Consider the following 23482-nt stretch of genomic DNA (forward strand, 5'->3'; position numbering starts at 1 on the left):
CAATCGCTAACAAGGAGATGGGATGCAGCAACCTGTTATTCACGCCGGGCAATTTGAACTGCGCCCCTTTACCCTTGGCGATGCGCCACGGGTAAAGGCGCTGGTTAACAATCCGCGCGTTTCGCAAATGACCGCCAATATTCCCTACCCCTATACCAACGACATGGCCGAAGAGTGGATCTCCCTGCACCCACGACAATGGCAGACCGGCACCGATGCCATTTTCGCTATCGTCAACCAGCACAACCGACAGCTACTCGGTGCCGTTTCGCTAATAGAGATCGAGCGTCGGCAAGCGCAGATAGGATACTGGTTGGGAGAAAAGCATTGGGGAAAAGGTATTGCAACCCAGGCCTGCCAAACGCTGTGCCGTTTCGCCTTTTCATCGTTAGGTCTTCATCGACTGCAAGGTCGCCATTTGCGGTGTAATCCGGCATCTGGCCGCGTTTTGCAGAAAACCGGGTTTTGTTTCGCTGGCAGCGAGTTTATACAAACCGGGCTACGTCAACGAAAAGAATGGCTTGATCTCTATTTTCTTCAGTTGGCAGATCTTAAAACGTAAATCTGTCACCGTCGACCGACGGCATGGTTATTAGCTTGTAAGTGGTTAAACTCGCCTATTTTCTTTTTGTTACCATCAGCCGCTTGCCATTTACCATTAATTGCGCCGAAATGACGCTAAATAACTTCATTAGCACACGGCGAGCCGCGTTAATTAACCTAAACCGGCGTTAAATTACGCTAAACCGCCTATTGGTGCGCCAATACCCCTACCCTGCCTACCGAATTAAAACTTTTTTTAGTTACAAAAGTAGTTTTTAACATTCTTGCAAACAATAATACCCCGTCCGTAAACGTGAATCGCACAATTAAACGGCGACATCGTGGCAATCAGATCGCTTTTCGTTAAATACCCTATTAACCAAAAGGATTTTCCTGGCTATTTCGCTAGCCGCCGCCTCATGCTTTCACGTATTCCAGGGTAACCCCGCTAAATTCTTTTCACCTGCAGATGTAGAGAATTTACCCACAAGAGATTTTATTTAATGAGAAAATTAGTCGTCCTGTTTTTCTGTCTTAACCTGTTTGGCCTGGGCCAAAATGCGCTAGCGGCAGAAAACAAAAACGTTGACGTTGTCTTGATCGGCGGCGGTATCATGAGCGCCACGTTGGGTACTTACCTGCGTGAGCTGGAGCCGAACTGGACCATCGACATGTATGAGCGTCTGGACAGCGTGGCAGAAGAGAGCTCCAACGGCTGGAATAATGCCGGTACCGGCCATTCGGCATTTTGCGAAATGAACTACACCCCGGAAAAGAAAGACGGCAGCATTGATATCAGCAAAGCCGTGGTGGTGAATGAATCATTCGAAATTTCCCGTCAATTCTGGTCATACCAGGTTAAAAACAATATCCTGCGCGATCCGAAAAGCTTTATTAACAACGTACCGCACATGAGCTTTGTCTGGGGAGATGACAATATCAACTTCCTGCGCAAGCGTTATGCCGCGCTGCAACACAGCACCTTATTCCGTGGTATGGAATATTCTGAAGATGCTGAGCAAATCAAACGGTGGGCGCCGCTGGCAATGAACGGCCGCGATGCGACGCAGAAAGTTGCCGCCACCCGTATGCCGCTTGGCACCGACGTCAACTTCGGCGTGATCACTCACCAGTTGGTGGACTCGCTGTCCAAGGACAAAAATTTCAAGCTCAACCTGAGCCATGAAGTGCGCGATATCAAACGCAACCCGGACAATACCTGGGCCGTTACCGTTGCCGATCTGAAAAATGGCGAGCAGGAAACCACCGTTAACGCCAAGTTCGTATTTATCGGCGCAGGTGGCGCAGCGCTGCACCTGCTGCAAAAATCCGGCATTCCGGAAGCCGACGGCTACGGTGGATTCCCGGTTGGCGGCCAGTTCCTGGTCACCTCCAACCCGGCGGTTGCCAACCAGCATCTGGCGAAGGTTTACGGACTGGCCAGCGTCGGTTCACCGCCAATGTCGGTTCCTCACCTGGATACCCGCATGCTGGACGGCAAGCGCGTGCTGCTGTTCGGACCTTTCGCCACCTTCTCGAGCAAATTCCTCAAGAACGGTTCGCTGTTTGATCTGGTACTGTCAATGAACAGCTCCAACGTGATGCCGATGACCCACGTTGGCATGGACAACTTTGATCTGGTGAAGTATCTGCTGGGCCAGTTGATGATGAGCGACGATGACCGTTTCGCCGCGCTGAAAGAATACTACCCGGATGCCAAGCAGGAAGACTGGAAGCTATGGACCGCAGGCCAGCGTGTACAGATCATCAAGAAGGACGCGGATAAAGGCGGCGTACTGCAATTCGGTACCGAAGTGGTCAGCTCTCAGGACGGCAGCATCGCTGCACTGCTGGGCGCATCTCCGGGCGCTTCTACCGCTGCGCCGATCATGCTGCACCTGATGGAAAAAGTGTTCAAGGATAAAGTTGCCACGCCGGAATGGCAGAGCAAGCTGAAAGAAATTATCCCGTCCTACGGCAGCAAGCTGAACGGTGACGTGGAGATGACCAACAAGATCCGTCGCTACACCAGTGACGTATTGCAGCTGAACTATATCGATGTGAAGCCGGAAACCCTCTGAGTTTTCGCTGCTGCCCAAGGCCGCCAGGTGCGGCCTTTTTTATTTCCCTGCTGCCGGCGGAGCATTTTTCGCTACCGCCATTTACCAAGTTTACGCTTGCATAACCGCCATTGCGCACCTATTATCAAAGAACGAACTTGGATAATTAGACTTATCTGCTGTGACCTGAATGTCGTACCTGCGGGAGAATTTAAATAATGGATCGCGCCAATATCATTCACGACTTGCTGGATTGGATTGAAACTCATCTGGATCAACCGCTGTTGTTAGATAACGTGGCGGCCAAGTCTGGCTATTCGAAGTGGCATTTGCAACGTATGTTCCGTAGCACTACCGGCCACGCGCTGGGCAGCTACATCCGTGAGCGGCGCCTGTCGAAAGCGGCGCAGGCACTGCGGTCTACCCCGCGGCCGATTCTGGATATCGCCTTGCAATTCCATTTTGATTCCCAGCCTTCATTTTCTCGCGCATTCAAGAAACAGTTTGGCAAAACGCCGGCGGTGTATCGCCGCACCACCCGTTGGGACGTGTCCGACGCCCAGCTTTTGCAGGGCAAGCCGCTGCAGGAACATCACCACGAATCGCCCGGCCTGCAGTTGCTGTTTGCCAATAAATGCGTCGACGGCAAGTGCAACAGCTGGATGGGACAACACTGAACCTCATCAATGCCAAAAAAGCCAATGCGGTTACCCACATTGGCTTTTTGCGTTTTAGATCGGTTAATTGTATTCGAGGGTAAAGGTCGCCATCGATTTGATATTGCCGCCCTTGATGGTGTTGCCGGTCCGGTAGTAACGCGCCTTCAACGGCAGCGTGAGGGTATTGGCCTGGTTGGCGATGGTATGTCCGGCATACACCGCCTCGCCATTTTTGATCGGCTGCGTGGTGTTACCGGTGAGTAACTGCACGCCAACTCCGGCAGCCACGTTGGTGCCCGGCTGCGACTTGATGACGCCGGGCGCATTTGACGCATCCTGATCGTAATTGAAGCGCACGTTGACCATGCCCTGCCCACTGTTACCGGGCAACAGATCTTCGCCGACGCCACCGACGCAGTTGATGCGGATGTCGAACGCTTTTTCCCCCTGAGTCGATCCTACACCGCCAAACGAGGCGGCCGTCACCGTATCCAGATCGACTACCTTGTTTTTCGAACCGGCTTCCACGTTGCAGGTCGAGGTAACGATGGTCAGGCTGTTGGCATCAACAATCGATTGCAGCATTGGCAAGCCCGGCCCGGAACCGTCCATGTAGTAATTGGTATATAGCCCGGTGGTCAACTGGCCGGTGCCGGTTTGGGCCGCGGTTTTGACAATATCAATCTTGAAGTAGCCGCCGTTAAGGTTGACGCTGGTATTACCGCTCAGCCTCAGGGTATGCGGATAATAATTGCTCACCGTACCGGCTTCGCGGTACAGGCGGATACCGATACCGGGAATATTGGTGCTCCACACGTTGTTAAAACTGGTGCGACTGCCCTGCATGATGGTGCCGATGGCGCTGCCGCCGTTATAGCAGCGACCATAGCCGCTAACCGCATTGATCGGGAACTGCCCGGTCACCAGCGTATCGCCAACCTGACTGTCGGGGGTTACCAGTACCCGACCAAGTTTCATATTGATGACCTGCGCCTTGTAGCCGCTATTCACGAAACAGGCGGCAAACGCCGTCTGCCCGGACGCCATCAGCAGACCCAACAGGGCCAGACGCATTGCCACCTTGTTCAGCGACAGGATTCGCATTGGATTCATTTGCAACTTGCCTCATTAATAACGTAATCAGTACCGTTTTGCGGTTTCGCCGTGTAGTTGACGGTACATTGCTGGGTTGGCTGCGTTCCCCATTTCACCAGCAGCACTCCTTTCATCATTTCGGTGCGCAGATAAATGTGGCTGCCCTGCCCGACAAAGCCGATCGCCTGATTGCGGGGATCCAGAACGTCAGCGCCGAATGGCAGCGCATTGCCCCCCGGCCCGGTGGCGTGAATGATAATCACCTGGCCTTTGCTGGTTTTGAATTTCAAACGGGCGATGGCGCCAGCATAAGGCGCTACCTGCTGGCTGCTGCTTTCCAGCTCGACATCGCGCGACATGCCGCTCGGGTCCAGCGTCACGCTGGTCATGCGATACGGTGCGACGTAAGGCACCACCGCATAGCCATTGTTATCGATACGTACGCCCGGCGAATTGGTGACAATCGCGCCGGCGGCATCTGGCGCCTCCACCAGCACCATGGTCTGCCCGCGCTGCGGCGTCATGGTCACCCCGCCGCTGTGCGCCACGATGCTGCCCGAGGCGCCGACCGAAGACTGGCGATAATCCTTGCCGTAGCTATAAGAGCCGTTCAGCGTAGAGAAGCGACTGCGGTATTCGCCGCTGACGCTGGTATTGGTGCCACCGGTGCGGTCGTTCGCCAGCGTGGCGCTGTAGCTGATGTTGTTATCTTCACCGGTAGAACCGTTGACGCCGATACGGCTGCTGTCATAGCCGTTGTCGTTGTAGCCCAGCGAGCTGTTCAGGCTCAGCGTCTGCGAACCGACGTTGAACGGCACCGAAAGGTTGAGGTAATAGCGCGTTTCGTCACGGTTGTTGGCATCGGTGGTGCGCATGGCGGACAGGCCATAGGTTACGCGGCCGAAGTAATTGTTATAACCGACCTGATACTGCTTGGTGCTGCCGCCGCGGTTCCAGTAATCGCGAACCGAACCGGTGACATACAGCGATCCAAAGCTGTCGCCCAGCCCCTGATTAAGCGTCAGCTGGTATTCACTGCGCTGGCGGTTAATCGCATCGGCGCTCAGCCCCTTGCGTTCGTTGTCGCGGGAATACAGCGCATCGCGTAATGACAGATAGCCGGAGGTGGAATAACGGTAAGCCGCGATGGTGAAGTTGGTGTTGGTTTCACTCATCAGCTTGCTGTAGCTGAGCTTGTAGCTCTGGCCTGACTGATCGCCCTGCTTCAGGCGGGTATTTGCCTGCGTCACGTCAAGGGCAAAGGCGCCAACCGGAGTGGCCACCGCGCTGCCAACCAGCACGGCACTGTAGCCATCGCTGACCGTAGCGCCGGTGTAACCGGTGAAAATATTGGTGAACCCGCGTTGATAAGTCGCCTGCAGCATTTCAGGCTCCTTGCTCAAATTATCATCGCGTACTCGGCCCGCAGTCAGCGCATAACGCGCAATGCCCGGGCGCAGCATCTGTGCCACCGAGGCATAGGGCACGCTGAACTGACGCTTGCTGCCGTCGGCTTCGTTGATGGTGACGTCCAGATCGCCGCCGTAGCCGGTGGGGTACAGATCGTTAATCACAAACTCGCCGGGAGCGACCGTGGTCTGGTAAATCAGCTGATTGTTCTGACGGATTTCCACCAGCGCGTTGCTCTGAGCCACGCCGCGTACCACTGGGGCATAGCCGTTCAGCGAATCGGGCAGCATGCGATCATCGCTGGCGATCTGAGCGCCACGAAAACCGATGGAATCAAAAAAGTCGCCGTTGGTATAGGCGTCCCCTAGCGTCAGCATGCCGCGTACTGACGGAATGGCGTGCTGGGCATAGGTGGCGGTGTTCTGCCAGTGGGTGCTTTCTTTCGAGCGCCAGTTGACGTTGGAATCGTGGCGCAATTGCCAGCCCGCGATGTTTAACCCGGCGTTCAGCGTCAGGTAGGCATTGGTCGAATCCTGACTGTTGCTGCCGCTGGAACTGTGGGTGTTGAAGGCGTTGAAGTTGTACGACAGGCTGCCGGCGGTAATGCCGCGATCCCAGAACTTCGGATCGACATAGCCACGCGCGGTGCGGCGCAGCGCCGCCTGCGGAATACTGATGTCCAGACGCAGGGTGCTGGTATCAAAACGGTAATAGGCCTCCGGGATCCACTGCCCCAACGCCTTGCAGGTCGCAGGGGTTACCGTCGGACCGCTGCTCATCGTCGCAGTATCTACGCCGAACTCATCCAGCGACAGCAGTGAAAAACAGGTATCCGCACTGTTTTTCCCCGGCACGTTGGTAAATTCCAGGTTCTTTTTGCCCTTCCATTCGCCGTTGACGTAGATATCCAACGAATATTTGCCGGCCAATACCGGGTTGCCGTCGCGAAAACGCGAAAGATCGACACCCTGAGCATCACCGATCAAAAAGTTGCTGTTGAACGTGGCCTCGACCGGTGCAGCCGGCTGCTCGGCGGCGCGAGCCAGCGCGGGCAACGCCGCTAACGATGCCAGCTGAATAACGCAGGGAAGATAAGTGAACAATGCCGTTCTTACCGCGGATGATAGAGGTAACTCTTTCATATACAAGCATTCCTTTACCAAATTAAGCTCACTCTGCCATCCGCTTGCGCAGCGGCCCGAGGCGCTGTTCCAAGAGTTACTTTTGTTTGTTTTTCGTCCGTGTTACGCGTCCGCCAAAATCGTTGATGGTGGTGAATTCCACATCGGCGATACGCGCGCTGTCACCCGAGAACGCCAGCGTTTTTTCCTGGCCTGGTGCCAGCATGTCGCCGTGTGGTGCCAACGGCAGCTTTTTTTGGTTAACTACGGCGTTGATTTCAGTGAACGAAACGTAATACGGCGTTGGATTCTTGATGCTGACGCCGGCAGCGCTAAAGCGCCATTGCAGTTTCTCCGGGGCATCGTTGGCCTCGCCGCTCAACCCTGACGGGCGATAAATCAGTTTCACGCGGGTACGAAACGCCACTTGCAGGAAGTTTTCCGGCGCACTGTCTTTGGCTCCGGTCGGTGCCGGCGGTATTTCCAGCACGTTCAACCAGAACAGGGATTCTTTGTCTTGCGGCAGCGAGCTGCTGGTGAGCGACACCCGAAGCGCCTGGCCGGTTTTCGGCTCTACGCGGCTGATGGGTGGCGTCAGGATAAACGGCGCCTTGCTGTTTTCCGGCGTGGTTTGCGGATTGCCCTCATCGATCCAGGATTGAATCAGGGCCGGAGACTGGCCGTTATTGGTTAATTGAACGGTAACTTCCCGCTGTTTTCCCGGATAAATAATACGCGTACCGTTGATAATGACACTGGAAAAAACGCTGCTGCTGAAAAGCGATGCAACCAGCAATACACTGTATTTCTTAAATGACATTTTCATTTTTTATCACTGAGGTAGGGAATATTGGCGGGGATATATTCCCCGCCAGAATTAAGAATATTACTTATTGGTAGATAATGGTGTACTGCACGTTGGACGTCACATCACCCGCGCCCGCAGCAGCGGTAGCGTAATATTCGGCATAATAGTTCAGGTCGGCAGAGTCACCTTCGTTAGCTACGGTTACCCATTGGGAATTGGCCTGAGCGCCATTATTGGTCGCCGCCAGGATCGGCAGGAACTGGTTATTGCTACCCAACAGTTGAATTTGTACGTTGGTTGCGGCATCAGTCTGCGCCTGGTTATTCAGTCGGCCGGTATTGAAATCAACGGTTGAACCTGGTTCGAAATAGGTTGCAACCTGGCCTTTAGAGCACTGAGTCAGGTTAATAGCGAATGGGGTACGGCCTGCTGTTGCGCTCTGCGCCGCCAGCGTGGAAGAAGAAACAGTTGGCAGCGTCACGGTAAAATCTTTACCGCCTGGCGTGCTAATAGTACAAGTCTGGTCAGTAACCTTGCCATTAAAAGTAATAGTGCCATCCGCAGCCTGCGCCGAGAAAGAAGAAATTGCAGCGGTGCTTACTGCCAATGCCAATATGGCAGACAATTTGGTGATTTTCATATTTAGACTCTCGATGAATTAATACAACTATTAAGTACATTCAACGATGCTACTCCTTGTCAGGAATGAAGCCCGATGAATCCATTGCCGGCGAAATATAAACCAAGCTGATTCTTATTGTTAAATCGTTTAAAACATTCATAACCCCCTCCTTGATAGGAATAAACTATCAACAAATACCTATCGATCGATGTTGACGATTCAACGAAATAGGAATAATCTGTGTTTTGAAAAGCTTACAAGTCAAAAATATCAGCAATAGCCCATAAAATCAGGATATTATCCCGTAAAATCACATATTGTAACGCGTTGATATTTTTTGACATCACGACTCGGCATGTATTTTGTTGGCGGAAAACACTACGTCACCATACTGGCCGGGTAAATAAGAATACTACCAACGAAACAGGCACCATTAATTTATTTTGCAATTAAAAACAGTGGCTTATAATTCAGTCCAGGGATTGGAAAATGAAGAGTTCTTTTAGATCGAAAAATAACGGAATTTATTTTGTTTTCCAGCCGATGTTTGGCAGGACGGGGCAGTTGCTGGCGGTAGAATGCTTATCACGCTTCACGTTTGACAGTAAATACGCGCATTTTTCTCCTGAACAGTTTTTCCAGCATGCCGATAGCATCATGCGCGTTGAGATTTTGCTGGAACAGATCGAACTGATTGAGAAATACCAAAACTGGTTCGATAAAAATCAAGTCATCGTTACGCTCAACGTCGATGACGCTACGCTGCATTCGTTAGCCAGCAACCAGTTGGCTGAAAGAATCAGGGCCGTTCATTGTATTCATTTTGAAATCAGTGAAAGCGCCACGCGTCTGGTAAAAGATCGGGTTCATGGCGATCCACTATTGAATGGTTATTCATTCTGGCTCGACGATTTTGGTTCTGGCTACGCCGGATTTTCCGCACTTTATAACAGCCAGTTCCGTTTTGTTAAGCTCGACCGTTTTTTATTGTGGAGCTTTATGAAAAAACCCGGCGGTGAAGGGTTGATGCGCGCTTTATTGCGTTTTTTTTACTTGAATCATTACAAAGTGATTATTGAAGGCGTGGAAACCACCGACCACAAAAAATGGCTGGATGAAATGCCCTATTACGCATTGCAGGGAAAGCTGTGGAAGGAATCCAATATCAAGGATTTAAACTCGTTTCTTACAGCTGAATACTTTTAACTCATTTATGGCGTTAACCAGTATGTCTAAAAACAGTGTCCTTGTAATCAGTGAATGTAAGTACAGTTACGTTGGGCTGTCAGTATTGCTGAAAAAAAATTATGGTCAGTACCCTCTGCGCCTGTTTTCAGACTTTATGCGCGGCGGTTCGACGGCAGAAAAAATAACAAGGCATGATATTGCGTTGATTTTTACCTCGCAGAATCTGGAACAGAGCGTCAACGTAATTGAAAGCCTGGTGGCGATGCATCAGCAATACCGCAGCAAAACGCGGATTCTGGTGTTCTATGATGACGAGCGAGTGGTGAAACTGCTGTCGATTTTAGGCATTTCCGTTGAGCTGGTCTCTACCCGCATGCCACTTTATTCATTGCAGGAAAAATTGCAGCAACTGTTGGACAGCAAGGCTCCGGGAGGGATCCGGGTACAAAAAACCCGCGAGCTCAGCCCGGCAGAAAGCGATGTCATTTTCAACCTGCTGCGCGGCGACAGTCTGCTGCATATTGCCGAAAAACGCGGCACGCACCCCAAAACCATTTTTTCGCAGAAATACAGCGCGATGCGCAAGCTACGACTGCGCAGCATGAGCTCGATTTTCATTGCGGCGAAATAGCGCGTTGCGCCACGCCGAGGTCGGGGCATCAACCGGCTGCGGCTGTGCCGCCAACGCAGCAGCATCGCATGCTGCTTAACCTTGATGCCCTGGTAGGCGCAACGGTATTGACGCCGGCGCGGCCAAAACTGTGCCGCACCGGCGTAGAGGCGCCTCACCGTAGTGTCAGCTTGGCGCATATCGTTAAATTAATGTAACAAACAATGAGCCAGCAGTAACAGCCACATAACATACAAGCCGATTGTTTACCATACGCCCACGCAAACCCTACGGCCAGGGGCAGCGTTTATGCGTTACCTGCCCTGCCACTGCAACGTCGTCTGGATTAAAAAACAACTATCGGGAGATGTTATGAAATCCTCTTTATTCAGCCGCTATACCTGCTTTGTGCTGAGCATCATCATTACCCTCGCCTGCTTATTCAGCACCGTCGAACAACCGTGGTTCTGGCTGCCGACCCTGGTTTTTGGCGCATTGACCACGCTGGGCATTTACGATCTGGCTCAACCGCGCCACGCCATTTGCCGCAACTATCCGATCATTGGCCGCCTGCGCTTCTTTTTTGAATTTATCCGCCCCGAACTGCGCCAGTACCTGCTGGAGGAAGACGACGAGCAGATCCCGTTTTCGCGCACGCAGCGCACGCTGGTGTACCGCCGCGCCAAAAATGAAATGGATGACAAGCCGTTTGGCACCATTCTCGACGTCTATCAGACCGGTTATGAATGTATCGGTCATTCAATGTGCCCGGTACCGGTGGCCGATCCGGCCAGCTACCGGGTATTGATTGGCGGGCCGGACTGCCGCCAGCCCTACTCGGCGTCGATCTTCAACATTTCGGCAATGAGTTTTGGCGCGCTGTCGGCCAACGCCATTCGTGCCCTCAACCTTGGCGCCGCCAAAGGCAATTTCTATCATGACACCGGCGAAGGCAGTATCAGCCGTTATCACCGCGAGCACGGCGGCGATCTGGTGTGGGAACTGGGCAGTGGTTATTTTGGCTGCCGCAGCGCCGATGGCCATTTTGACCCGCAGCGTTTTGCCGAACAGGCGCAAAGCCCGCAGGTAAAAATGATTGAAATCAAACTCAGCCAGGGCGCCAAACCGGGCCACGGCGGCATACTGCCGGCAAAAAAGGTTGATGCGGAAATCGCCGCCACCCGCGGCGTGCCACAGGGTGAGGATTGTATTTCACCGTCATCGCACAGCGCATTCCGCACGCCGGTTGAGATGATGCATTTCATTGGGCAGCTGCGCGAACTGTCCGCTGGCAAGCCCATTGGCTTCAAACTGTGCATCGGTCACCCATGGGAGTTTGTCGCCATCGCCAAAGCTATGCTGCACACGCAGATCCTGCCGGACTTTATCGTGGTGGACGGCAAGGAAGGCGGCACCGGTGCCGCCCCGCTCGAACTGTCCAACTACATGGGCATGCCGCTACGCGAAGGGCTACTGTTCGTGCACAACACCCTGGTCGGCTGCGGCTTGCGTGACAAAATCAAACTCGGCGCCAGCGGCAAAATCATCAGCGCCTTTGACATTGCCAGCGTGATGACGCTGGGCGCCGACTGGGTGAATTCAGCCCGCGGTTTCATGTTCGCCGTGGGGTGTATCCAGTCGCAGAGCTGCCACACCAATCATTGTCCGACCGGCGTCGCCACCCAGGATCCGTTGCGTCAGAAAGCATTGGTGGTGTCAAACAAGGCCGAGCGGGTCTATCACTTCCAGCAAAATACGCTGAAAGCGCTGGCGGAAATGCTGGCAGCGGCGGGTATCAGCCGGCCTGAGCAGTTGACGTCACATCATATGCTGCGCCGTATTACCGCTACGGAGATCAAAGTGTATGCCGATATCTACTATTATCTGGCACCGGGTGCCCTGTTAAAAAAAGAGATCGAAAGCGAGTTTTATGCCCGTATGTGGCACATGGCTACGCCGTACAGTTTTGATGCGCAGGTGATTGCGCTGGCAGGATAAATTGGCAGAAATTGCCCCCTCGCCTCGGGGAAGAGCGTTGGAGAGGGGTGCTTGCTACGGCGGCCCTCCCCCTCGGCGGCGAGAGGACATGTTGTAATAATCGGGGTTATTTGCGCACCGGCGCATCGCCCGCCACATAGTATTCTGCGCTGCTGCGCGGCAACGGGGCGCGGTTGCGAATGCGATCGGCGATCTTTTCCGCGATCATGATGGTGGTGGCGTTCAGATTGCCGGTAATGATCTGCGGCATGATCGACGCATCCACAACCCGCAGCCCTTCCATGCCGTGAACCCGGCCCTGGCCGTCGACCACCGCCATGTCATCTTCGCCCATTTTGCACGAGCAGGACGGGTGGAAGGCGGTTTCTGCATGTTCGCGAATAAAGGCGTCCAGTTGTTCGTCACTGGTGACATCGGCCCCAGGACTGATTTCACGGCCTCGGTATGGATCCAGCGCCGGCTGCGCCATGATTTCACGCGTGATGCGGATCGCATCGCGGAACTCCTGCCAATCCTGTTCACTGGACATATAGTTGAACAGAATGCTCGGGTGCTGGCGCGGATCTTTCGACTTCACCCGAACCCGGCCGCGGCTCGGCGAACGCATCGAGCCAACGTGCGCCTGAAAACCATGCTCTTTGACCGCATTGCTGCCGTTGTAGTTAATCGCCACCGGCAGGAAATGATACTGAATGTTCGGCCAGGCGAACTCTTCGCGGCTGCGGATAAAGCCGCCGGCTTCAAACTGGTTGCTGGCACCGACGCCGCTGCCGTTAAACAGCCATTCAGCGCCAATCTTCGGCTGGTTGAACCATTGCAGCGCCGGATACAGCGACACCGGCTGCTTGCAGGCGTACTGCAAGTACATTTCCAGGTGATCCTGCAAGTTTTCCCCGACGCCCGGCAGATCGTGCACCACTGGGATGTCGAGGCTGTTTAACAGCGGAGCAGGGCCGACGCCGGAGCGTTGCAGAATCTGCGGCGAGGCGATCGCGCCGGCGCACAGCAATACTTCCCGACGCGCGCGTGCGCTGTGCATGCGATTACCCTCCCCTTTCAGGTAGCTGACGCCAACTGCACGCTTGCCGGCAAAATCAATATGGTCGGTCAGCGCATGGGTGACGATGGTCAGGTTGGGACGCGAGCGTGCCCGATCGAGATAACCGCGAGCGGTGCTGGCACGGCGGCCTTTTGGCGTCACGGTGCGATCCATCGGGCCAAAGCCCTCCTGCTGATAGCCGTTCAGATCGTCGGTACGCGGGTAGCCGGCCTGCACGCCTGCTTCAATCATTGCATGGAACAGTTCGTTGTTACCGGCCTTCGGCGTGGTGACGCTCACTGGACCGTCGCCACCGTGGTAATCATTCGGCCCGATGTCACGGGTTTCCGCCTTGCGGAAATACGGCAGGCAGTCAAGATAGCTCCAGTCTTCCAGACCCGGCGCCGTGGCCCAGTTGTCAAAGTCCATCGCGTTGCCGCGGATGTAACACATGCCGTTGATCAGCGACGAACCGCCCAGTCCCTTGCCACGGCCACATTCCATGCGGCGGTTGTTCATATGCGGTTCAGGATCGGTTTCATACGCCCAGTTATAGCGGCGTCCCTGCAGCGGGAAGGCCAGCGCGGCCGGCATCTGGGTACGGAAATCCATCCGATAATCCGGGCCGCCGGCTTCCAGCAGCAGGACGCTGACGTCGGCGTCTTCGGTTAAACGGGTGGCGAGTACGTTGCCGGCCGAACCGGCGCCGATAATGATGTAATCAAATTCCATTCATTATCTCCTTAATAATTAACTGCCTGCATGCGCAGTCTGGCCTGAAGGCCCTGTGCATGACGGTCAGGCAAGATTGCATTCAACATCAGGGGCATTACTCCCCCGTGGATTTCGCGTTACTACCAGGCGGTCTGGCAGCCCCAGCCGCTGACTCAAGCCAGTAGCCGGGGAACTGCGAACGCGGTAGCACGAAAGACGGCGGGAGATCAGAAGACCGAAGCGAAGTCGCCCAGTTCGACCTGCACCGATTTGATTTGCGTATAGTGTTCCAGCGTGGTCAGACCGTTTTCTCGCCCAACGCCCGAATGCTTGTAACCGCCGACCGGCATTTCCGCCGGTGATTCACCCCAGGTATTAATCCAGCAAATGCCAGCTTCCAACTGATGAATCACCCGATGGGCACGAGCCAGATCGCGCGTCACCAGCCCGGCGGCCAGGCCATAGGAGGTGTCGTTGGCGCGTTGGATCACTTCAGCTTCGCTCTGGTAGCTGAGAATGCTCATCACCGGCCCAAAGATTTCTTCACGTACGATCTCCATCTCGTCGGTACAGTCGCTAAACACCGTTGGCGCCACATATGCGCCTTTGGCATATTCACCGTCGGTCACCCGTTCACCACCGCACAGCAGGCGTGCACCGCTGTTTTTGCCACTTTCGATAAAGCGCAGTACCGTTTCCATGTGCGGGAAGCTAACCAGCGGCCCGAAGTTGGTGCTCGGATCGGTAGGATCGCCCAGACGAATACCTTTGACCCGCTGCAGAATTTTGTTCTCAAACTGCGATTGCAACGCCGCAGGGACAAACACGCGGGTACCGTTGGTGCACACCTGGCCAGAACTGTAGAAGTTGGCCATCATGGCAATGTCCGCCGCGCGATCGAGATCGGCGTCGTCGAAAACGATCAGCGGCGATTTGCCGCCCAGTTCCATGGTGACTTCTTTTAGCGTCGAGCTGGAAGCATTGGCCATCACTTTCTTGCCGGTCTTCACACCGCCGGTAAACGAGATTTTGGCGATGCCCGGATGATCGGTCAGGTACTGGCCAACTTCCGCCCCGCTGCCGGTGACCACGTTGAACACGCCGTCTGGCAGGCCGGCTTCACTGTAGATTTCCGCCAGCTTCAGCGCGGTCAGCGATGTTACTTCGCTGGGTTTGAAAATCATCGCGTTGCCTGCCGCCAGCGCCGGCGCAGATTTCCACAAGGCAATCTGAATCGGGTAGTTCCAGGCGCCGATGCCGGCAACCACGCCGAGCGGTTCACGGCGGGTATAGACAAAGGAAGTATCGCGCAGCGGGATCTGCTGTCCTTCGATGGCCGGGATCAGACCGGCATAATATTCCAGCACGTCCGCGCCGGTAACAATGTCTACCGCGGTGGTTTCGGACAGCGCCTTACCGGTGTCGAGCGTTTCCAACTCGGCCAGTTGGTCGTTGCGCTCACGCAGAATGTCCACCGCACGGCGCAAAATGCGCGACCGTTCCATCGCCGTCATTGCCGCCCATACCTTCTGCCCGCTGGCGGCACTCGCCACCGCACGGTTGACGTCTTCAGCGCTGGCAGCCTGCACTTCGGCGATAACCTCGCCATTGGCCGGGTTGATGGCGTTGAAGGTTTTCCCTTCGCTACTGTCTACATAAGCGCCATGGATATAGAGCTTCTGCAAGCCAAAACGGGACATAAGGTTCTCCTTTATTACTGTCCTCAGGGCGGCGTATGCCCCCGGAGTTGAAACATGATGTAGTCGGTGGTCAGCGCTAGCGCCTGAGCCTGATTGAAGGCGGAGCCGCGCAATGCGCTGCGCAGCCACAGGCCGTCAATCAATGCCGCCAACCCTTTGGCCGCCAGCCGCGCCTGCGCCTGGGGCAGCGCGCGCTGGAATTCGGCACTGAGGTTGGAATACAGCCGGCGTCCGTTCACCTGCTGCAACCGATTAAGCTGCGGCTGGTGAAGACTGCTGGCCCAAAATGCCAGCCAGGTTTTCATCGCCGCGCTATTGATCTGGCTGTCGTCAAAATTGCCGGCGACGATGGCCTGCAATCGCGAGGCCGGGCTGTTATCTTGCAATGCCTGCAGCCGCAGCTTCACCGCTTCGCCCAGATGGCTGATTAAATAGCGCATCGTGGCTTCCAGCAGGCCGTTTTTGTCCTTGAAATAATGACTGATAATGCCGTTCGACACGCCGGCCCGGCGCGCAATTTGCGCGATGGTGGCGTCGTGCATTCCCACTTCATTTACCGCAGCCAACGTGGCATCAATCAATTGCTGCCTTCGTATCGGCTGCATTCCTACTTTTGGCATGGCTCCGACTCTCAAAACAGGTCTTAACGTTAACTATTAAACTTTTTTTTGATTGAACGTTCAATAAAAATTGCATATATTTTATTGCCGTTTGGTTACAAAAATGTACTTTTCGGTTGTGGAACTGGCTGATTTTTGTGAGGTATTTAACGAATCTGACCAAAATCAGTGGCTGTAAGCGGTTCCCACCCGCAGCGCTGGCTGGCTGCGCTAACGGCACCTTCGGCAATATTTGGCAAGAAAAAGTAATGATTGCTGCGGGTCTGTCGACCGCGCCCTGCCGGCTGTTCGGCAGGAGCTCGATTTTACTCAGTTGTTAAACACCAGAGGAAGACGATGACAACACGCGAAACCTCCTCAAAACCGCAACAGGATCGGCTGAATCCGGTGGTTTTCTTTACCTCGGCAGGGCTGATACTGGCCTTCTCGCTGATGACGATATTTTTCACCGACTTTTCCGGTCAATGGCTTACCCGGACGCTCAATTGGGTTTCAACCACCTTTGGCTGGTATTACCTGCTGGCCGCCACGCTGTATATCGTGTTTGTGGTGTTCATTGCCGCCTCTCGCTTCGGTTCGATCAAGCTGGGGCCAGAGCAGTCCAAACCGGAATTCAGCCTGTTAAGCTGGGCAGCGATGCTGTTTGCCGCCGGCATCGGCATCGATCTGATGTTCTTTTCGGTCGCCGAACCGATCACCCAATACATGATGCCGCCGGAAGGCCAGGGCCAGACGCTGGAAGCCGCGCGGCAGGCCATGGTATGGACGCTGTTCCACTATGGTCTGACCGGCTGGTCGATGTACGCACTGATGGGCATCGCGCTGGGCTACTTCAGCTATCGCTATAACCTGCCGTTGACCATTCGTTCGGCGCTGTACCCGATCTTCGGTAAACGCATTAACGGGCCGATTGGCCACAGCGTGGATATTGCCGCGGTGGTTGGCACCATTTTCGGTATTGCCACCACCCTGGGCATTGGCGTGGTGCAGTTGAACTATGGCCTCAAGGTGCTGTTCCACCTGCCGGAAAATCTGACGGTTCAGGCGGCGTTGATCCTGTTGTCGGTAGTGATGGCGACCATTTCCGTCACCTCCGGCGTCAACAAGGGCATTCGTATTTTGTCTGAGCTGAACGTCTGGCTGGCGGTGGGGCTGATGGCATTTGTGCTGTTCTTCGGCAATACCGAATTCCTGCTCAACGCACTGGTACTGAACGTCGGTGATTACATCAATCGCTTTATGGGCATGACGCTCAACAGCTTCGCCTTCGATCGTCCGGTCGAGTGGATGAACAACTGGACGCTGTTCTTCTGGGCCTGGTGGGTTGCCTGGTCGCCGTTTGTCGGGCTGTTCCTGGCACGAATTTCCCGCGGGCGTACCATCCGTCAGTTCGTGGTCGGCACGCTGATTATTCCGTTTGTATTCACCCTGCTGTGGCTGTCTATCTTCGGCAACAGCGCGCTGTACCAGGTGATTCACGGCAACATCGGCTTTGCACAGGAAGTGATGCAGTACCCTGAACGTGGCTTCTACAGCCTGCTGGCACAGTACCCGGCCTTTACCTTCAGCGCGTCGGTGGCAACCATTACCGGCTTGCTGTTTTACGTCACCTCCGCCGATTCCGGTTCGCTGGTGCTGGGCAACTTTACTTCACGCCTGGTCGACATCAACAACGATGCACCGAACTGGCTGCGCATCTTCTGGTCGGTTACCATCGGCCTGTTGACCATCGGCATGCTGATGACCAACGGCGTGTCGGCACTGCAGAACGCCACGGTGATCATGGGACTGCCGTTCAGCTTCGTGATCTTCTTCGTGATGGCCGGTTTGTACAAGTCGCTGCGGGTGGAGGATTACCGCAAGGCCGGTGCGCTGAACACCTCGGCGCCAACGCCCGTATCCAGCAACGATGTGCTGAACTGGAAGCAGCGCCTGTCGCGGGTGATGAACTACCCGGGCACCAAATACACCCAGAAAATGCTCGATCTGGTGTGCCGACCAGCCATGCAGGAGGTGGCGCGCGAGCTGGAACTGCGCGGCGCCAAGGTCGATTTTACCGAGGTTCCACCCAGCGAAGAAGAGCGTTTGCCGCATCTGGAATTACTGGTACGACTGGGTGAAGAACAGAACTTCGTCTACCAGATCTGGCCGCAGCGTTATTCGGTGCCGGGCTTCACCTATCGCGCCCGTTCTGGCAAGTCGCACTATTACCGGCTGGAAACCTTCCTGATGGAAGGCACCCAGGGCAACGACCTGATGGACTACAGCAAAGAACAGGTGATTGGCGATATTCTTGACCAGTATGAGAAACACCTGAACTTCCTGCATATTCACCGTGAAGCGCCGGGCAATACCCTGACCTTCCCGGATATGTAACCCGATGGCGGGTGGTGGCGGCAGTCGCCGCGCCACCTGCTTTTTCACCCGTTACCGCTCGCAACTGCGGTCGATATTGATAAATCTGCCGTTGTAGATAATAAATTTCTGTCCGCGCAAGCTCAGCGTCTTTTCCGTCAACCGCTCCCCCGGCCGCAAATAGTAACTGCTGCCGTCTTCATCGCTACTGTCACAACCCGGTTTGATCAATAGCTTGAAGTAGGTATTGCCGATATTGCTCAGAGAACCGCGTGCTTTATCAAGCTGATAGGCAAAGTTTACCTGGCGAGGACGCACAACCAGAATGGTATCCATCACCACCACCGGCTCCAGTCTGGCGCCATTGCGACTGCGTTGCGACACGTCAAAGTAACTGGCCGGTATTTCACGAAACGAAATACGATAGTAACGTTCGCGGTTATCTTGCGGGCCATGGTAGAAAAACTTGTAGTATTCGTCCTGCCCGGCTTGCAGCATCAGCTGTTTCGGCGCATACAGCATTTCACCGTCAGCCGGTCGGCTACGCACTTCCTGTTCGCCGGGTCGATCGACAGCGCGGATGGTCACCTGGTAGATGCGCGCGCTTTTATTGTTATTCAACACCCGTTTGGAGACGAACGTCTGGTGCTGATCCATGGCAAACGTCAGGGTTCCCACATTGATGGCGCTGACGGAAAAAGGCAAAAACAGCAGCCATGGCAACAATCCCTTCATCGTCCCTCTCCTAGTTGATATTACGCCAGGTGGCTTCCACGTGGATTTCGCCAGCCGCGCTGACGTCGCCGTACCAGCCATTGCCCTCCACCGTTTTCAACGAGATTGGATCGTTCATCGGCAGGGTAAATCTGACGTTGGTTTTATTCAGCACCCCGACGTCGCCGGAGATATCATTCCATGGCGTACTGCTCCACAACGCATTGGTGATGTCATGCCACTGGCCGTCACAACCGGCATCGAACGTCTGTTGCCCCCCGGCGCTGGTACGAATACTCAGCTGTGCCGGGAAAGGCACCTGTATGCCGTTATCCGGCGAAGAAAAAATGCAGTAATTGATGCCGTTGAGCGTCTGAGTCGGGCCGGTGGCCATCACACGCACGCTGTCGGCTGACGTTTTACCGCTGGTGGTGACAATATAACCGAACTCCAGCGCTGGCTCCGTCGGACCAACGTAACCTTCACGATGCGGATTATTTTCATAATCGTCAGAAATGATACTGATGCTGAAATCGCGCGGCTTGACGATCAGCTGGTTCGAGGTAGAAAACTCGTACCAGCCGGATTCCGCCGAGGTGATGTTCTGGAAACGAAAATTGATCAAATCTCGCGTGCCGCTGTCGGAAATCCCCAGGCGCACCATCTGTTTGAAGAAATTACTCGAGAAAAAAACGTAAATGGCATTACTGCTCTTCAATTCATTGAAATTATAGTAATAGGTTATACCGGAGGTCGGCTTCCAACCGTTGCCGTCAAGGCTGAACTGCAGATCGGCCGATGCCACCGCGGAATTCAACGGGGCATTGTTGATCGCCGGGAAAATGTGAATCGAGGTGTTACTGACACTGCCGTCGGTCTGCAGATCATAGCTGACCATCTTGCACATGATGCCGGAGCGGGTGCCGATGGTCTGATTCTTACAGTCGGCATTGCCTTCACCGATGATCGGCACACCGTCGCTGTTGACGAACACTTCCGACACCGCATTGGTATTGATAAAACGCAGGTGCGCCCCCTTGCTGTGCGTTACCTTGCGCTTGTACCAGCTCCCGCTGGCCTGATCCTGGCAGCGGCCGCCGGCGGCCGCATCATAGGAGGCAGAGGTCTGACAACTGTTAATCTGCATGCTGAAACTGTCGCCCGGCGCCATCTGTTTCAAGTATTGGTAAAAACTCGGCGACATCATGCCATGCATCCATTTTTGCCCACCGCTGGGTACCGTCACCGCATAGAAGCCTTTATCATCGGTGGTTTGCGGCAGGATCAGACTGGTGTCCATATTGCACCCGCTGTACCAGTTGATGCAGCGCAGGCCAAGAAACGGATTTTTGATCGGCGCATTTTCCAGCCACATATCAAAACGGTAGTTGGCCACCAAACCGGTGTTATAGCCGTTGTCCACATAGCCCAGACTTTGCTGGTAAATGGTGCCCGACCCGCCATACTTCAGTCCGGTCCACTGATTGGCGCCGGTCATGCGCGGATCCAGCACACCGGCGGGAGTGACAAAATAGTTATCGTCGGCATTGTTCTCGACAAAGACAAATTTCGTCGCCGCCGCGTCCGGCCAGGTGGTAACGTTGACCGCAGCCTGCGCCACCGGGGCGAGCAACGCCAGTGCAAATAGCGCCTTATCAACTTTCATTATTCTTTTCTCCCGTCGGCCGTCGTTCGGCATAGGTTTTCAAGCCGACGCACACCACGTCACCGACCCAAATCGCCCCGCGAGCGTTGCTCAGTTCCAGATCCACCTCGCAGCTCTGGTTATCCCCATGCACAAAGTCGATCACCGGGAATTTCTTGTCGATGTCCATCACGAACTCGCCCTTCTCGTCGGTGCGCGTACGGCCAATGTGATTCTTGATATCGGCATGGGTCAGCAGCGTACCGTCCTCTGCCTTGATGCGGCCAAATACCGTTACCATCTGCTTGATCTCCGGCGTAATGACCGCCACGTTACCCGGGTACAGCGTCAGCCGGCTGTTGCGTTTGGTGACAATGTCGAAACTTTCAGCCGAGTTTTTGTTGTTCATCAGTTCAATGTCATATTGACCGTAGGGTGACAGCGGCAGATAGTTTTTGCTGCCGCTCAGCTTGACCACTCGCCCATCGACGCGCGCCGCCAGCAGCCCATCGTTTTCGATGCCGGTATTGAAGATGATGCCGGCGTTGCCTTCATTGCGGCCGCTGGCAGCAATATTTTTACCCTGCCATCCCAGGCTGCCATTCGCGCTCAGGCTGGTATTGACATAACCGTCGGCGGAGCTGCTGACGTTGACCGTCCCGGTAGAATACTTGGTATCGAAGCGTACGTAGCCGCCGCCATTCAAGCTGCTGTCACCCTGGGTATCACCGGAAATGGCCCGTGACAGGTTGGCACCAACGGTACGAATTGGCCCATCCGACAGCTCTTTACGTGCGGCAAGGTTTGCGGTGGTATAACCGTTCTGATTGGAAATGCCGGCGCTGAACCAGTTCCCTAGCGGCAATGAGAAATCCAGGGCTATATATTTACCGGTATCGGAGCCTGAACGGCCGTTATTGTAACGCTGAACGCCGGCGCGCACGCCGAGCGTGCCATAGCGCCCGGTAAAAACATTTTGATAAAAATCAACGTTATAGTAACGCGTATCATTTTTGACATCGTCGTTGTAGCTGACGCTCATGGTACCCAGTCCGGGGGTTAGCGCGCCAAAGTTGAGCGTGCCGCCAATCGCCCGGTTTTCTGCATCGCTTTGCAGCAGCCTGTTGCCAATGCGGGTTTTCTCCTGATTCAGCCAGATTGAACTAAACCCCCCCGGCAACGCTGCGCTGAGGCTGTTCACCAGGCTCCATGAGCTGTCCGATGCCACCATGTTTTGCAGGGTAAACTGGAGCGACTCGCTCAAGGGAAGCGAGAAACGTCCCTCACCAACCGAGTTGCCGTCAAACGAATAGCCGGACAGCGCCCAGTTGAGGATATGCAGGTTGCCAGTGGCGGATATCCCCGCCAGATAGGCATCTTTGCCGGCGATGTAACGATCGTCTTGCCGCCGCCACTGGTCCATGCGGATCATCCCGCCCCACACCTGCCAGGATAATGCGGCATTGGCACCACGATCGGGGCTGTACAGCTTGTTGATGCGCTGTCGATGCCGGTTGACCACCTTGCCATTCACCACCACCGAGACCTCCACATCATAAATACCGTACGGTAGGTTACCGGTATCCACTTCATGATTACCCATGGTGAAGCTCTGAACGCTGAGCAGGCGTCCGTCACGAGATAAATGCACCTCGCCGGCCGAAGGGAAAAACACCACGATCGGCGTCAGCGACTGCGAATTATCAAACACGGTGGAATTGGCGCGGTTACCATAAGAGAAACCGTATATTTTACTCGCATTAAGCGCGGTAACCGGCCCAAGCGACTGCAGGTTCCAACTATCAAGCATACCGACGGCAAAGCGTCGGCCGGCAAAATCACGTTCGTACATCGCCTTGTACAAGGTGGCATCCTGATTGTTGCTGCCAATGCCGTACAGCGATCCATTCACCTCGACATGATGCTCACGCAGCGCCGTCACGCTGTTAAGGGAAAGGTAGCTCGAGGTATTACCTTCGCTGGCTTTGGCGCGGTAATCATAAATCCCCAGATCGTAATTGAGCGTGCTGCTGAGGGTGTCAACGCTGGAAGCGCCGATATCGTTGGAACGCGCACGCAGCACCGTGCCAATCGCCGACTCTTTTACCACCAGTTGCAGATTAAGCTGACGGAAATTCAGCGCCAGCCAGGCGTTTGCCGCCAGCTCAATACGTTGTTGCGGGTTAAAACCGACGTTGTTCAGCGCCTCAATCTGCCGGATGGTATCCTCGGTCAGGCGGGCACCGCCGTCATTATCTTCCAGCGTAATTTGGCGAACTTTCAACCCTTGCGAGTCGAGAAACAGCAACGCATGGCCGATACGCTGATCGTCTTTAATGCCTTTATTTTTCTCATAGTGCAGCAATAACGGGATACTCATGCCTTCGCGCAATGCCTGGCTGAAAGCCTGCGGGATCAGCACGCCGTCAATCTGCGTCAACCCTGCTGCCATCACCTGCTGTGCCGGTATAAGTGCAACAGGAACCATCGCCGCGCCAGCCATTATCAACGAATTGGTCACTACCTTACGCAGAGTCCTTTTCACCTCGGCCTCCCTTGTTCCATTGTCATGACGCCCCTT

General features: G+C 54.7%; 18 protein-coding genes. 8 read left to right on the plus strand and 10 right to left on the minus strand.

From position 1 onward, the window contains the following. Positions 1–22: 22 nt before the first annotated feature. From NYE85_RS19915 to NYE85_RS19925, 3 genes are all read left to right on the plus strand, one after another. Complete coding sequence (locus tag NYE85_RS19915; RefSeq protein ID WP_259006477.1) at positions 23–562, plus strand: GNAT family N-acetyltransferase; 540 nt, start codon at positions 23–25, stop codon at positions 560–562. Positions 563–1046: 484 nt separating this feature from the next. Further along, positions 1047–2624, plus strand: coding sequence for a malate:quinone oxidoreductase (locus NYE85_RS19920; protein WP_259006478.1), 1578 nt, complete (start codon positions 1047–1049; stop codon positions 2622–2624). Between the two features lie 197 nt (positions 2625–2821). Beyond that, a complete protein-coding gene (locus NYE85_RS19925) occupies positions 2822–3280 on the plus strand; it encodes a helix-turn-helix domain-containing protein (RefSeq protein ID WP_259006479.1) in 459 nt (152 codons plus the stop codon). 63 nt (positions 3281–3343) lie between these two features. On the opposite strand, the gene NYE85_RS19930 is transcribed toward NYE85_RS19925, so the two are convergent. The 4 genes from NYE85_RS19930 to NYE85_RS19945 form a co-directional block, all read right to left on the minus strand. Further along, a complete protein-coding gene (locus NYE85_RS19930) occupies positions 3344–4375 on the minus strand; it encodes a fimbrial protein (protein WP_259006480.1) in 1032 nt (343 codons plus the stop codon). Beyond that, a complete protein-coding gene (locus NYE85_RS19935; RefSeq protein ID WP_259006481.1) occupies positions 4372–6909 on the minus strand; it encodes a fimbria/pilus outer membrane usher protein in 2538 nt (845 codons plus the stop codon). The genes NYE85_RS19930 and NYE85_RS19935 overlap by 4 nt, the downstream gene beginning before the upstream one ends. 76 nt (positions 6910–6985) lie before the next feature. Next, positions 6986–7714, minus strand: a complete 729-nt coding sequence (locus NYE85_RS19940; protein ID WP_259006482.1) for a molecular chaperone — start codon at positions 7712–7714, stop codon at positions 6986–6988. 64 nt (positions 7715–7778) lie between these two features. Further along, the gene (locus NYE85_RS19945; RefSeq protein WP_259006483.1) at positions 7779–8336 is read right to left on the minus strand and encodes a fimbrial protein; all 558 of its coding nucleotides are present in this window, start codon (positions 8334–8336) and stop codon (positions 7779–7781) included. Between the two features lie 471 nt (positions 8337–8807). Here NYE85_RS19945 and NYE85_RS19950 point away from each other — a divergent pair, with 471 nt between their 5' ends. The 4 genes from NYE85_RS19950 to NYE85_RS19965 all read left to right on the plus strand — a co-directional run bounded on the left by NYE85_RS19950 (position 8808) and on the right by NYE85_RS19965 (position 12114). Continuing rightward, positions 8808–9524 carry an EAL domain-containing protein gene (locus tag NYE85_RS19950; protein ID WP_259006484.1) on the plus strand — a complete coding sequence of 239 codons (717 nt, stop codon included), beginning with the start codon at positions 8808–8810 and terminating at the stop codon, positions 9522–9524. Between the two features lie 22 nt (positions 9525–9546). Continuing rightward, positions 9547–10137: a LuxR family transcriptional regulator gene (locus NYE85_RS19955; RefSeq protein WP_259006485.1), complete on the plus strand. Its 591-nt coding sequence runs from the start codon at positions 9547–9549 to the stop codon at positions 10135–10137. Positions 10138–10205: 68 nt separating this feature from the next. After that, positions 10206–10334 carry a hypothetical protein gene (locus tag NYE85_RS19960; protein WP_259006486.1) on the plus strand — a complete coding sequence of 43 codons (129 nt, stop codon included), beginning with the start codon at positions 10206–10208 and terminating at the stop codon, positions 10332–10334. 154 nt (positions 10335–10488) lie between these two features. Next, on the plus strand, positions 10489–12114 hold the full coding sequence (locus tag NYE85_RS19965) for an FMN-binding glutamate synthase family protein (RefSeq protein WP_259006487.1): 1626 nt from the start codon (positions 10489–10491) through the stop codon (positions 12112–12114). A gap of 106 nt (positions 12115–12220) precedes the next feature. Here NYE85_RS19965 and betA read toward each other — a convergent pair whose 3' ends face one another. The 3 genes from betA to betI all read right to left on the minus strand — a co-directional run bounded on the left by betA (position 12221) and on the right by betI (position 16187). Beyond that, positions 12221–13885: a choline dehydrogenase gene (betA, locus tag NYE85_RS19970; protein WP_259006488.1), complete on the minus strand. Its 1665-nt coding sequence runs from the start codon at positions 13883–13885 to the stop codon at positions 12221–12223. A gap of 209 nt (positions 13886–14094) precedes the next feature. Then, on the minus strand, positions 14095–15567 hold the full coding sequence (gene betB, locus NYE85_RS19975) for a betaine-aldehyde dehydrogenase (protein ID WP_259006489.1): 1473 nt from the start codon (positions 15565–15567) through the stop codon (positions 14095–14097). 23 nt (positions 15568–15590) lie between these two features. Then, positions 15591–16187: a transcriptional regulator BetI gene (betI, locus tag NYE85_RS19980; protein WP_039992306.1), complete on the minus strand. Its 597-nt coding sequence runs from the start codon at positions 16185–16187 to the stop codon at positions 15591–15593. A 336-nt stretch (positions 16188–16523) separates the two neighbouring features. On the opposite strand from betI, the gene NYE85_RS19985 reads away from it, so the two are divergent. Then, positions 16524–18563: a choline transporter gene (locus NYE85_RS19985; protein ID WP_259006490.1), complete on the plus strand. Its 2040-nt coding sequence runs from the start codon at positions 16524–16526 to the stop codon at positions 18561–18563. A gap of 51 nt (positions 18564–18614) precedes the next feature. Here the strand turns inward: NYE85_RS19985 and NYE85_RS19990 are convergent, their stop codons facing one another. From NYE85_RS19990 to NYE85_RS20000, 3 genes are read right to left on the minus strand one after another with little or no spacing between them, the layout of a single operon-like run. Continuing rightward, positions 18615–19277: a fimbria/pilus periplasmic chaperone gene (locus NYE85_RS19990; protein WP_259006491.1), complete on the minus strand. Its 663-nt coding sequence runs from the start codon at positions 19275–19277 to the stop codon at positions 18615–18617. A 10-nt stretch (positions 19278–19287) separates the two neighbouring features. After that, complete coding sequence (locus tag NYE85_RS19995; protein ID WP_259006492.1) at positions 19288–20922, minus strand: hypothetical protein; 1635 nt, start codon at positions 20920–20922, stop codon at positions 19288–19290. Then, positions 20912–23404, minus strand: coding sequence for a CS1-pili formation C-terminal domain-containing protein (locus NYE85_RS20000; protein WP_405050700.1), 2493 nt, complete (start codon positions 23402–23404; stop codon positions 20912–20914). The genes NYE85_RS19995 and NYE85_RS20000 overlap by 11 nt, the downstream gene beginning before the upstream one ends. Positions 23405–23482 lie beyond the last annotated feature (78 nt).

Source organism: Serratia sp. AKBS12 (assembly GCF_024793895.1).
Lineage (GTDB): Bacteria > Pseudomonadota > Gammaproteobacteria > Enterobacterales > Enterobacteriaceae > Serratia_F.

Coding starts and splice junctions, on each gene's coding strand:
- NYE85_RS19915 (WP_259006477.1), top strand. CDS start 23: ATGCAGCAACCTGTTATTCACGCCGGGCAATTTGAACTGCGCCCCTTT.
- NYE85_RS19920 (WP_259006478.1), top strand. CDS start 1,047: ATGAGAAAATTAGTCGTCCTGTTTTTCTGTCTTAACCTGTTTGGCCTG.
- NYE85_RS19925 (WP_259006479.1), top strand. CDS start 2,822: ATGGATCGCGCCAATATCATTCACGACTTGCTGGATTGGATTGAAACT.
- NYE85_RS19930 (WP_259006480.1), bottom strand. CDS start 4,375: ATGAATCCAATGCGAATCCTGTCGCTGAACAAGGTGGCAATGCGTCTG.
- NYE85_RS19935 (WP_259006481.1), bottom strand. CDS start 6,909: ATGAAAGAGTTACCTCTATCATCCGCGGTAAGAACGGCATTGTTCACT.
- NYE85_RS19940 (WP_259006482.1), bottom strand. CDS start 7,714: ATGAAAATGTCATTTAAGAAATACAGTGTATTGCTGGTTGCATCGCTT.
- NYE85_RS19945 (WP_259006483.1), bottom strand. CDS start 8,336: ATGAAAATCACCAAATTGTCTGCCATATTGGCATTGGCAGTAAGCACC.
- NYE85_RS19950 (WP_259006484.1), top strand. CDS start 8,808: ATGAAGAGTTCTTTTAGATCGAAAAATAACGGAATTTATTTTGTTTTC.
- NYE85_RS19955 (WP_259006485.1), top strand. CDS start 9,547: ATGTCTAAAAACAGTGTCCTTGTAATCAGTGAATGTAAGTACAGTTAC.
- NYE85_RS19960 (WP_259006486.1), top strand. CDS start 10,206: ATGCTGCTTAACCTTGATGCCCTGGTAGGCGCAACGGTATTGACGCCG.
- NYE85_RS19965 (WP_259006487.1), top strand. CDS start 10,489: ATGAAATCCTCTTTATTCAGCCGCTATACCTGCTTTGTGCTGAGCATC.
- betA (WP_259006488.1), bottom strand. CDS start 13,885: ATGGAATTTGATTACATCATTATCGGCGCCGGTTCGGCCGGCAACGTA.
- betB (WP_259006489.1), bottom strand. CDS start 15,567: ATGTCCCGTTTTGGCTTGCAGAAGCTCTATATCCATGGCGCTTATGTA.
- betI (WP_039992306.1), bottom strand. CDS start 16,187: ATGCCAAAAGTAGGAATGCAGCCGATACGAAGGCAGCAATTGATTGAT.
- NYE85_RS19985 (WP_259006490.1), top strand. CDS start 16,524: ATGACAACACGCGAAACCTCCTCAAAACCGCAACAGGATCGGCTGAAT.
- NYE85_RS19990 (WP_259006491.1), bottom strand. CDS start 19,277: ATGAAGGGATTGTTGCCATGGCTGCTGTTTTTGCCTTTTTCCGTCAGC.
- NYE85_RS19995 (WP_259006492.1), bottom strand. CDS start 20,922: ATGAAAGTTGATAAGGCGCTATTTGCACTGGCGTTGCTCGCCCCGGTG.
- NYE85_RS20000 (WP_405050700.1), bottom strand. CDS start 23,404: ATGGCTGGCGCGGCGATGGTTCCTGTTGCACTTATACCGGCACAGCAG.